Source organism: Microcoleus sp. B13-B6, assembly GCF_036705405.1.
Taxonomy (GTDB): domain Bacteria; phylum Cyanobacteriota; class Cyanobacteriia; order Cyanobacteriales; family Microcoleaceae; genus Microcoleus.
In genome coordinates this window covers 11048-23234 of sequence record NZ_JAUBUJ010000076.1, presented here as the reverse complement: position 1 = coordinate 23234, position 12187 = coordinate 11048, and the positions used below count along the sequence as shown (strand labels likewise).

8 protein-coding genes are annotated in these 12187 nt (G+C 47.1%); 6 read left to right on the top strand and 2 right to left on the bottom strand.

The annotated features are described in order from the left end of the window. Positions 1-147 precede the first annotated feature (147 nt). Positions 148-411, bottom strand: a complete 264-nt coding sequence (locus tag QUB35_RS27125) for a hypothetical protein (protein ID WP_190731698.1) — start codon at positions 409-411, stop codon at positions 148-150. 218 nt (positions 412-629) lie between these two features. Here QUB35_RS27125 and QUB35_RS27120 point away from each other — a divergent pair, with 218 nt between their 5' ends. The 3 genes from QUB35_RS27120 to QUB35_RS27110 are packed head-to-tail and all read left to right on the top strand — an operon-like array spanning position 630 to position 3062. Beyond that, positions 630-866, top strand: coding sequence for a helix-turn-helix transcriptional regulator (locus tag QUB35_RS27120; protein ID WP_333144742.1), 237 nt, complete (start codon positions 630-632; stop codon positions 864-866). Positions 867-876: 10 nt separating this feature from the next. Then, positions 877-1602: a restriction endonuclease gene (locus QUB35_RS27115; protein ID WP_333042058.1), complete on the top strand. Its 726-nt coding sequence runs from the start codon at positions 877-879 to the stop codon at positions 1600-1602. Continuing rightward, positions 1599-3062, top strand: a complete 1464-nt coding sequence (locus tag QUB35_RS27110; RefSeq protein ID WP_333144741.1) for a class I SAM-dependent methyltransferase — start codon at positions 1599-1601, stop codon at positions 3060-3062. Before QUB35_RS27115 ends, QUB35_RS27110 begins: the two co-directional genes overlap by 4 nt. Before the next feature lie 248 nt (positions 3063-3310). Here QUB35_RS27110 and QUB35_RS27105 read toward each other — a convergent pair whose 3' ends face one another. Next, positions 3311-4549 (bottom strand): LL-diaminopimelate aminotransferase, encoded by a 1239-nt coding sequence (locus tag QUB35_RS27105; protein WP_333144740.1) that lies wholly within the window; start codon positions 4547-4549, stop codon positions 3311-3313. A gap of 240 nt (positions 4550-4789) precedes the next feature. On the opposite strand from QUB35_RS27105, the gene QUB35_RS27100 reads away from it, so the two are divergent. From QUB35_RS27100 to QUB35_RS27090, 3 genes are all read left to right on the top strand, one after another. Further along, positions 4790-5881 carry a hypothetical protein gene (locus tag QUB35_RS27100; protein ID WP_333144739.1) on the top strand — a complete coding sequence of 364 codons (1092 nt, stop codon included), beginning with the start codon at positions 4790-4792 and terminating at the stop codon, positions 5879-5881. Positions 5882-6217: 336 nt separating this feature from the next. Further along, positions 6218-7972 carry a DUF3352 domain-containing protein gene (locus tag QUB35_RS27095; RefSeq protein WP_333144738.1) on the top strand — a complete coding sequence of 585 codons (1755 nt, stop codon included), beginning with the start codon at positions 6218-6220 and terminating at the stop codon, positions 7970-7972. A 1621-nt stretch (positions 7973-9593) separates the two neighbouring features. Beyond that, positions 9594-12187 (top strand): two-partner secretion domain-containing protein (locus tag QUB35_RS27090; RefSeq protein WP_333144737.1); only part of this gene is annotated, 2594 nt, incomplete at its 3' end.

The following is a 12187-nucleotide window of genomic DNA, read 5'->3' as shown; positions in this document are numbered from 1 at the left end:
AAGTAAACTCATTCTTTGTGGAACAGGCATCTTGCCTGTTCTTGATAAGAATACAAGATATCTGTTGAGTGTAGCACGGGCAACGAGAAGAGATTCGCGATCGCACTTTTGACTCAATTCTAGAAACATCGATCGCACATTTAGACTTCATTGCAGCCGGATTAATTTGACTAACAGACTCATGATTTCTCCCTGATCGGGTGTAATAATGATGCGGTTGTCGGGAATGGCTATCGGATGAGTCCAACGAACAGCTTCCTCGTAGCGCAATGCGTGCAGTTGGTGGATAGTTCGCCGTACCCCCAGCGGCGAACCGATGATGACGTGACGGACTGCTTCGCGATCGGCCTCAAAGGTTTGGTTGGTTAAAACATTCGGCGATGTTTGGTTCGATGATGAATCTTGCAACATAGCTTTGACCAATAATTTTGGATAGGTTTGATGCTTTGTAACGGTAAAACCGCGTACAATGACAGATTGAAGAAAAGACAACAATTCCCCTAAAGCACAAGTGGCTTAGCTGGTGCTGTCTCGTCTTTATGTCTTTCCTTAGCGTAAACCAATTTACGGTCAGACGTCAAGTAATTTACGTAAATTAATTTACTATACGGGTCAAGCTGCTTGTGGAAATGCCAGAAAAATCAGAGCGATCGCCCCTAATGCGGCTCAGACTTAAGCGATCGCTGACCCAAAAGCAGCTAGCAGACGCACTTGGCGTTACCGAAACAACTGTAAGGAACTGGGAATCGGGGCGATCTGTACCGAAGCTAACGCCTGTTCAATACAAGAAGTTGCTAGAGATTCTGCAAATTACCTCTGCTGAATTACCAGACCAATTTGGTTTTCCCAGCGAGGGCGATCGATAGAATATTAAGAGTGGCAAATAATAATGATACTGTTTACCTTCTCAGCCAATTAAAAATGTGGTGGTTCATCAAAATGACAACTCTGACCGTAGAAATTCTTTGTTCTGAGGCGGCAATATTTTCAGCAGCCGAGTCTCAACACCCGGAACCTCTGCTTTACGGAATCACAGACGGAAAGGCTGTTGGAACATATTTGGAGCAAAAGTTCAGACTCTATCTCAAGCAGCAATATGAATTTATAGATGGCAATTCAGCAAGCGGCATCGATTTCCCAGGGATATTGGTTGACGTGAAGGTAACAAGTGTTAGGCAACCGCAGTCGTCATGTCCTTTCAAATCTGCAAGGCAAAAGATTTTTGGGCTGGGATATTCACTGATTATCTTTGTTTACGAAAAGACAGACAACAGTACCATCCGAACTGCAACGCTGAATATTTTGCATACAATTTACGTTAGTGCCGAAAGAACAGCAGATTTTCAAATGACCCGTGGAATTCGCTATATTTTAGATAACGAAGGCAATAAAGATGATTTGCTTGCTTTCATGTTTGACAAAAATCTACCTGTTGACGAAATTGAAGCAGGTAACATTGCAGACGAAATACTGAGAAACCCACCCTTGCAAGGTTTTTTGACCATTTCTAATGCGTTGCAATGGCGACTTCAGTATGGAAGGGTCATTGAGCGTGCCGGACAACAGGAAGGTGTTATCGCAGTTTATAAATCTAACCAATGAGTTCTAACAATCGCAAAACCAAACTAGAATACGGCGATTTTCAGACACCGCCGGCATTAGCCGATATGGTATGTCGAAAATTAGTAGAACTTAATGTCAATCCTGGCACCATAATTGAGCCGACGTGCGGTATCGGTAATTTTATTCAAGCTGCTGCACGTTCGTTTCCATCCGCCGCCAAAATTATCGGGGTTGAAATAAATCAAAATTACTTAAAAGAAGTCAGACTAAATAAGCAATTATTTCAGGATGAGAGATGCGATATTTGGCACGGAGATTTCTTTGATTTTGATTGGAAATCATTAGTCGATCGATGTAGCACTCGACTGCTTGTACTCGGCAACTTTCCGTGGGTGACCAACTCGCAACAAGGAACTATTGGTAGCGAAAATTTACCTAAAAAAAACAATTTTCAAAATCACAGTGGCTTAGATGCTCTCACAGGTAAGAGTAACTTCGATATCTCAGAATGGATGCTGATTCAGGCGGTGCAATGGCTGCAAAAGCGCGATGCCGATCTAGCGATGCTTTGCAAGACTTCGACTGCTAGAAAGTTATTGAATTACCTTCACTCTCAAAAACTCAATCTCGCTGACTGTGCAACTTACAAAATAGATGCTAAAAAATATTTTGATGCAAATGTTGATGCTTGTTTGTTAGTCTGCAAATTTGATGCTCATTCGCGAAACTACTTCTGCGATGTATTTAGCAGTTTAGAAACTTCAGACTGTCACCGAATTGGATATCACAACAATCTCTTGGTTAAGGATATAAATTCTTTCAGTAAATTGAGTAATTTATATGCTGTGAATTCAGGGACAAAATGGCGATCTGGTGTAAAGCACGACTGTTCTAACGTGATGGAGTTTCGCAAAATAGACAATTATTTTGTAAATACATTCGGAGAAGTTGTCGATATTGAGGACACTTATCTGTTTCCGCTAATCAAAGGCTCTGGTGTTGCTCAAAATCGAATTAATGCTACCGATCGATATATGCTCATTACTCAAAAATTTATCGGGGAGTCAACTGAAAATATCAAAAAAATAGCTCCTAAAACCGGGCGCTATCTGGAGGATTGCGGGCAATATTTAGATAATCGAAAAAGCAAAATTTATCAAAACAACCCTCGATTTTCGATTTTTGGAGTTGGCGATTATACCTTCAAACTTTGGAAAATTGCGATTTGCGGGCTTTATAAAAAACTGGATTTTAGGTTGATCGGTGAAATAGCTGAGAAACCTGTGGTTTTTGATGATACTGTTTACTTTCTCGGCTTTGACGACGAGGGAGTTGCGCGTCAAACTTTTGAGCTTTTGAATTCACCGGCAGCGATTAACTTTTATTCAGCGATCGTATTTTGGGATGAAAAGCGCCCGATTAAATCCAGTATTTTAAATTGTCTGAATCTGGCACTACTGGCAGATTGGGAGTTTGTAACCGCAGATGCACGCAGATAAACGCAGATGGATAGAGATATAATTTATATTATCAGTAATTCTGAAAACCTATAACTCTAACTTTACCCAAGCTCGTAAACTTCGAGGAATTTGTGGAGTGGCTGCCTGAAAATTCGGCAGTAAGCTGATTATAACTCACATTTTTCAGCATTTGCATGAACAGGCAAGATGCCTGTTCCAGAAGAGATCAATTTTCTTGTGGGGTGGGCCGAAGAACCCGGCCCCAAAAAGATTTATCTCTCGCCCTTTTACACCTTAAACTTCTCCACAATTCGTCTCATCGCTTCCTCCACATTCTCCCGACTATTAAACGCCGAAATGCGGAAATAACCCTCACCCGCGGCACCAAAACCAGAACCCGGAGTTCCCACCACATTGCAAGTTTCCAGCAACTTCTGAAAGAAATCCCAACTCGACAAACCGTCAGGCGTTTTCACCCACACATAAGGTGCATTTTCCCCACCAAAAACCTCTATTCCCGCTGCTGTCAATTTCTCGCGAATAATCGCAGCATTTTCCATGTAAAAATTGACTAAAGCCTGAATTTGTGCCTTGCCAGCCTCCGAATAAACCGCCTCAGCACCGCGCTGCACGATGTAAGAAACACCGTTAAACTTAGTAGATTGGCGGCGGTTCCACAATTTCCAAATTTCGACATCGGAACCATCTGCTGCTTTTCCAGTCAAAGTCTTCGGTACAACTGTTAACGCGCAGCGAGTACCCGTAAAACCAGCATTTTTGGAAAAAGAACGAAATTCGATCGCACAATCCCGCGCCCCTTCAATTTCGTAGATAGAATGCGGTAAACTCGGATCGGTAATATAGGCTTCGTAGGCCGCATCGAAGAAAATAATCGAACCGTTAGCTTTAGCATAATTTACCCAAGCTTGCAAGTGTTCCTTAGTTGCAGTTGCCCCCGTCGGGTTATTCGGAAAACACAAGTAAATTAAATCGACTTTTTTGTCGGTGGGAATTTCCGCAGTAAAATTGTTTTCCGCTGTAATTGGCAGGTAAACTAAGCCGCCGTATTCGCCATTTTCGTTCGCATCTCCCGTGTGGCCAGCCATCACGTTAGTGTCTACATACACCGGATAAACTGGATCGGTAACTGCGATCGTGTTATTGTTGCCAAAGATATCGAGAATATTGCCACAATCGCACTTAGAACCATCAGAAATAAAGATTTCCGAAGCATCAACATCGCATCCCCGCGACTTGAAATCGTGCTCGGCAATTTTCTCCCGCAGCCACTCATAACCTTGTTCCGGGCCGTATCCTTTAAAGGTATCCCGCGAGCCCATGTCTTCCACCGCCTTCACCATCGCCTCCCGACAAGCAGCCGGTAGTGGTTCCGTTACGTCGCCAATCCCCAGCCGGATGATGGGCGCTTGGGGATTCGCCTCTGCATAGGCTTTCACCCTGCGCCCAATTTCGGGAAACAGGTAGCCAGCTTTGAGTTTGAGGTAGTTGTCGTTGATAGTTGCCATAGTTCGATCGCTACAGAATGTCGTAGAATAGCTTACTCTCTATCGAAGGAAGAAGGAAGAAGCAAGAAGGAAGAAGCAAGAAGCCTTTAGTTATCTACGAGAGAAGGAAGAAGGCAACCCCCGCCCCAAGGTGGGAAAGCAGTTGGGTGTTTTTACTTAGTCGATCGACAAATACAGGGCATTGACCAAAAAATCAAACTATCTTGTATAATCAAAATAGTGTGCAGCGCAGAAACAATTATGGACGAGATCGAGTACGCCAAACTCTATCAAGAACTGGCGGCAATTCTGGATGAGTTTAATTTGGGTTGGGTAGTTCAACAAGTAGCCGATACTGTAGAGATAGGCAAAGTAATTGAAGAGCGATCGCTCAAAAGAAAAACACCTCTGCTCAAGATAGAAGATTATACCGCAAAAGAACAACTTTTGCTGTTAATTAATGCTGTCGAACAAGCGACGGTTAACACTTCCGAAATGGAAGACGAAATTGCTTATTTCTTGAAAGTAGAATCAGAAACCTCTCCCCTCGGCACAAAAATTACCTTTGCCAATTCAGGTGCCGAAACTGCCAAAACAATCGAGTTTACCTCCAGCGTCACAGCCCCCCGTCACAAACAGGCGATCGCCCTCAAGCACTTGCTCGAAAAACTGCCTTCCGGGCCGAGCAACTACGCCATCAATTCCGAAATAAAAAGCAAATTAAAAAGCTCGATCGATCCCGATTTTAACACAGCGGCAGAACAAGCCAGAATTTTTGACACTTACCTCTTCACTATTCTGCTAAAAGCAGTTGCTAATGAAGGCGGGACTATTTATTACAACAATGTTTTAGACGACGAAACACCGAAATATTTAACATTTAGAAAAACGGCGGGGAAAATCCACGGAAGTGCACATCCCTATACTCATGCTGTTGTGGAATTTCCCGACAAACCAGCCCTGGAAGTTCACCTAGGAGTAAAAGTCCAAGGTAGAGCCGGAGTTCTGCACAACTGCAACGTTTTAATTTTGTACCAAAAAGAAGCAAATATCTGCCGCTTGCTCAACCGCGAACCCCGACACTCGCAGGTAATTTTAGCAGTAAACTCTCAGCACAGCACCTCAGAACTTAAACTAGAAATGGCTGGTGCTTTTATCGGCTTAGCGTCAGACATTCGCTACGAAGGCGGCAGCTATTTCATTTCTAACAGTTACTCCCAACCCGTAGCAAAACTGCTAACTACCGCTCGCAAAAAATGGGAACTAAACATTTTTCCGAGAGCCACAAACGATGTCCATCGACTGATGTACTCGTTTCAAACTATCTTTAAAGACTTTAAGGCCAGAAACTAACATCAGGGAATTGGGAATTGGGCATGGGGCATGGGGCATGGGGCATCGGGCCTTGGGGATAGTTAGTGTAGGACTTCGCGTAAATACGAAATAAACCGGGTTTTTCACCAGTATTAAAGGCAAAAATGCACTATTTAGTAAAAAAACGGTTTCCGTATCTAGGACTATAGTGATTAGTGGTTAGTGGTTACTGGTTAGTAGTTTTTCTAATAACAAATAAAAAACAACAAATTACCAATGCCCTGTTTGGCCCATGCCCCATCCCCCATGCCCCATCCCCCATGCCGCATCCCCAATATAATTTATGATGTTGCGAGCACCCGAACCTTACGAATAATGTTTAAGAAAGATAAATCTTCCCTGCTGTTTACGATCGGAGCCGCCACACTTCTGATCGGTTTAGGCTTTGTCACCTACTACCTCGTCATTTCCCGTGGGCCCGCCAAAGATTTGCCGCCGGGGGCAACGGTTGTCCCCCAAGATACGATGATGGCCCTATCCATCACCACCGATGAAGCGCAGTGGAATAGACTGCGAGAGTTTGGCACGCCGGAGTCAAAAGCTTCGTTTGAGAGGTTTTTAACTGAAATGCGCGATCGCCTCCTCACCAGCAACGGCTACGCCTACCAGCAAGACATTCAACCCTGGGTGGGTAACACAGCAATGGTAGCCTTTCTCCGCAACAAAATAGCTATACCAGCCCCCTCGCCCGCACCCAATGCGCCCCCGTCTCCGCCAATTCAACAGTCAGTGGCAATTATCCTGCCAATTGCCAACCCGGTCAAAGCCAAAGAATTATTAGCAAAACCCAGGCCTCTGAGCCAAGGAAAAATAGTTGAGCGTAATTATAAAGGCGTGCAAGTCACAGAAACTCAAGGCGTACCCGATCGCAATTTTTCAGTCGCGGTACTCGGCACAAACTATCTAGCAGTCACCACAGATCCTAGCGCTACAGACAGAATAATCGACACCTACAAAGGCGAACCTTCGCTAGCCAAAACCCCAGGCTATGCAGACGCCATAGACAAAATAAAAAGTCCGGGTGCCTTCGGTCAAATCTACGTCAATATGCCCGTTGCCGCCGCCTATGCCGCCGCCAACTCAGCCCGTGAAATTTCGCCCGAAAGCCTGGAAAAACTGCAACAAAATCAAGGATTTGCCACCACAGCGACGCTGGATGTAGAAGGAATTGCCTTCAAATCTGTCTCTTGGCTAAAACCCGATTCTACCAGGAGGATAGCAGTAGAAAACAATGCTCTAAAAATGGTTAACCGCCTGCCCAGCAATACAATAATGATGGTATCCGGTGGCAACTTGCAGCGTTTGTGGCAAGACTACGTATTAGGAGCCGATGCCAACCCGATTTCCCCGATTAATCCCCAAGTTTTACGCACAGGTTTAAAATCCACTACCGGCCTGGATTTAGATAAAGACTTGATGAACTGGATGGCGGGAGAATTTTCTCTATCATTAATACCAGCCCCCGCCCAGAATCCCAGAGACAAATTTGCTGCCGGATTTGTATTTATGGTGGAAACAAACAACCAGGGCGCTGCCAACAAATCTCTGAAACAGCTTGATGAAACGATGAAAACTAAAGGGTTTAGAGTGGAGGAAATTCAAGTCGGCGGCAAATCGGCGATTAAATGGACATCGCCGTTTGGAGGGATTACGGTAACTCGCGGCTGGATGAACGATGTAGCGTTTATGACAGTAGGAGCTCCAGTGGTTGATGCGATCGTGCCGGAACCGAAAAGTCCGCTTTTAAGCAGCGAACTGTTCCAGAAAACAGTCCGATCGGAACTTAAACCCCACAACGGCAATTTCTTCATTGACACCGAGAGTGCGTTTAACCCGAAAAACCTAGCTTTGCCGGAGTTTCCTCCCAGCCAAAAAATGTGGATTGACGCCACGCGGTCGATCGGCGTTACAGCGGCCGTCATTGGCGATCGTACCACCCGTTATGACGCTTTTGTCGGTCTCAAAAAATCCACCCAATCCAGTCCTTCTGCAAAGCCTTCACCGCGCCCTGCTTCACCGCGCCCTGCTTCACCCAGTCCCTCGCCCACTGTCCAAACTTCACCCAATTAACTCTTAAATCCTTCCACAAATCCGCCTGCACACCCCCTTAAACACCCACAGGGCGATCGATTAAAACCCAAAAGCAGGCGATCGCAATCGGCAATAGTGGAGTTGATTATAAGAGGGAAATTGAGCCGGATTTAAGTAGTTTTCCTTCACAAAACCTCACACAAAAAAACCAAAAAACCCGGTTTTTTATTTAAATAAACCGGGTTTTTGAACACCCTAACAATTTGACTTATATCATGTCCGGTCGATTACCCTGATTCCTGTAGGGGCGGGTTCACCAATAATATTTGCCAAAAAGGGACAATCTCACAAACCCGCCCCGGCAATTGTATTATGGGCGATCGATCGGACATGATATTACTGAAGAAGAATTCAGAATTAAACAGCCAGAATCCAGAAGGGATTCTGTGCGACAGGATGGAGAATCGAGGTTTCAAGCCCCCGATTTTAATCGTGGATCACAAAAAATTCTTTCCGTGACCGTTAACCATCACTTCAGGCATGGGGTATTGGGAATTCAGAATTCTGTCTTCTGACAATCAAGCATCCACGATACAAGCCCCCGGATTCATTCCTTCGCAGACTCAGGACCGGTGAAATAAAAAACCTGTATCCGATGAAACTTGCCCCCCGAATTTATCCGTGGGGTAAATGCTTAAATCTAAAATCTAAAATCTAAAATCTAAAATCCCTTGACTCCTTCTCATTTCTTCTTTCCCTAATTTTAAGTTTCGGCAAGTGTCGAGTATTTTTTGTTTTCTATAAAATATTTGGGGATGTTTCCGGGTCAGTATTGGACGCAGAAACCTAGTTTTTGAACCCCTATACTTCCTTCAGACTATGAATAATAGTTAAAAAAACGGGTTTATAGGCGTCGGAGAGCCTCTAGAAAGGCCGTTTTTGTTATGTTTTATTAATATGTCATGGGGAAGATACAGAGCCTAGGCATTTCGAGTTATATTTAGATTGTGGAAAAGATACGCTGAGAAAATTGCCAAAGCAAAGGCCATTTCTACCCATTGACTCCTGAATGCACTTGCAGTCAGAAACCCGGTTGCTTCATAAAGATAGCGTCTTCAACCGTTCCGAAAAACCTATGCAGATATTGGCCTTCCTAGTCAGCACCTGTACAACATCGGAACGTGCAGTCAAGCGTCTTAACTGACTACGTTCATCTGGTCATAACACCGTGATGTAAACGCCAGCATTATGCACTGTCGAAGGCGATTAATGAACGAGTGAACAGGTTTATAGCCAAGCGTGTCGCTTTCCTAACAAGGGAACGTGAACATTTACCAGGCAAACCTTACTTAGCAATAAGACTGACAGAATAGCTCAAAAATACCACCTCTGAAAATGAGGGGTAGATTTCCAATCTTCTACGAAATTGACCAGACACAGCACAGATGTGCAAATCTTTAGTGACACAGCCGTCAACCAAGTTTTTTCTACAAAGCCGGTTTCTTTATTTAATTTCTGTGATTTATAGCGGTTCTCAAGCGTAGTGAGGTATGGGTTAGTCCTATGCCCTATGCCCTATGCCCTATGCCCTATGCCCTCTGTCCTATGAGCACCTCATGTTACTGAGAAAGACTATATATATTTTACCCATTAAAAACCTATGAAAACCATCAAAAATATTCAAAAAACGTCGAAATTCCTCTCAAAAGTAAGAATAAGCAAACTGACACTTGCTCTGCAAATAGTCTTAATAAATCTTTACTTTGTGCAAGCCAAAGCAGAAGGTCAAACAATTGTTCCAGCGGCGAACGCAACAGGCACTACCGTCACTCCCGCAGCCCAAAACGGAACTCCTGGGCAGCCAACTCGCTTCGATATTCAAGGCGGACAATTATCGAGCGATCGACAAAATCTTTTCCACAGCTTTAAAGAATTCGGCTTGTCGGAAAATCAGATTGCCAACTTTATATCAAACCCCAACATTCGCAACATTTTAGCGGGCATAGGCGGCGGCAACCCGTCGATTATTAACGGCTTAATTCAAGTAACCGGCGGCAATTCTAACTTGTTTCTGATGAATCCATCCGGCATCATATTTGGCAACAGTGCCAGCTTAAACGTGCCGGCTTCTTTCACAGCAACCACCGCCACCGCTATTGGATTTGGTTCAAACTCGTTTAACGCTGTCGGTAGTAGCACCTACACATCTCTGACAGGCGCGCCCAATTCCTTTGCTTTTGGGGCCGATCGAGCAGGGGCAATTATCAGCACGGCAGACTTAGCCGTCAAGTCAGGGCAGAACTTAACCTTGCTCGGCGGCACCGTTGTCAGCACCGGCAGCGTTTCTGCCCCAGGCGGTCAAATTACCGTAGCATCAGTTTTGGGGACAAATTTAGTGCAGATCCGCCAGCGAGGCAATTTGCTGAGTTTGGAAATCGAGCCGCCCTCAGCGACTAGCACCACAGAAACATCCAGCACAGCTTCGACATTCTCGATCGCAACCTTGCCCGAACTGCTCACAGGCATCGGTGAAACGAACGCTACAGGCCTCAGCGTCAATGCCAGCGGTGAAGTGGTACTCACGGCGTCTAACCGAGCAGTAGCTGCGGGGGACGTTGCAGTAAAAGATGCAAACGCTGGGGCGATCGAAATTCAAGCAGCCAACACCATTGCAGCCAGCGGAAACCTGACAAGTTCCCAAGGCGGCCCCATCGCCCTAGAAGCTGGTGGCGACATTAGGACTGCGGATCTCGACTCCCACTCCGACACCACCGCAGGCGGCAACATCACCGTCACCAGCCGTACAGGAAAAGTAGAAACAGGCAATATCAACGCAGGATCGATCGACAAAACGAGCAACGCCGGAGACGTTAGTATTGCAGCACCCTCAAGCAGCATTCAAACAGGGTTCATAGACGCCAACTCCGAGGAAAAACAAGGCGGCGCAGTCACCCTCAACGCGCGCAACGACATACAAGTAACCCATATCAACACCGAAGGCCGAACGGGCGGAGGAGAGATTTACATTACAGCCGGCGATAATTTCCGAGCGACAGGCACTTTCACAAACGATAACAACTGCTTGTCGCAACCTTGCAGCATTTCCGCATCCACTACTGGTAGCGCTAATGGTGGAAATATCACCATTGGCTACGGTGGTGGCGAAGCCTCGAACACTCCTTTCAGCGTCGGGCCCGACTATAACAAACTCAACGGTACTGCTGGCAGCATTGCCACTGGGGGTCCAAAGAAGGAAAATGTTATTACACAGGGAAGTTATTTCAGCCCCGATCCTCAGATAGTACAGCCGACCCAAATTAACATTACGGCTTCTTCAGTATCGCCAGCACCCGCACCGACACCAGCAGCGACACCGACACCAGCACCAGCAGCGACACCAACACCAGCACCCGCAGCGACACCAACACCAGCACCCGCAGCGACACCAACCCCAGCACCTGCAGCGACACCAACACCAGCGCCGACACCAGCACCCACACCAGCGCCGACACCAGCACCGACCCCAGCGCCGGCCCCAGCGCCGACACCCGCGCCGACACCCGCACCGACACCCGCACCGACACCAGCACCAACACCAGCACCAACACCAGCACCAACACCAGCACCAACACCCGCACCAACACCAGCACCAACACCCGCACCGACACCAGCACCTGCACCAGCACCTGCACCAGCACCTGCACCCGCACCTGCACCCGCACCTTTACAAACACTAACGCCTGCACCCGCCCCGGCACCCGCCCCGGCACCGGCACCAGCACCAGCACCAGCACCAACACCAGCACCAGCACCCGCACCCGCACCAGCGCCAGCACCCGCACCCGCCCCGGCACCCGCCCCGGCACCAGCCCCGGCACCAGCCCCGGCACCGGCACCAGCACCCGCACCCGCACCCGCACCTTTACAAACACCAGCCCCGGCACCAGCCCCGGCACCAGCACCAGCACCCGCACCCGCACCAGCCCCGGCACCAGCACCAGCACCAGCACCAGCGCCAGCACCAGCGCCCGCACCAGCGCCAGCACCAGCACCAGCACCAGCACCAGCACCAGCGCCCGCACCAGCGCCAGCACCAGCACCAGCGTCGGTACCAGCGTCGGTACCGAATGTTTTGCCGATCGCACCCACAATTACTCCCACTCCAGCGCCGGTACCCAATGTTTTGCCGATCGCACCCACAATTACTCCCACTCCAGCGCCGGTACCCAATGTTTTGCCGATCGCACCCACAAT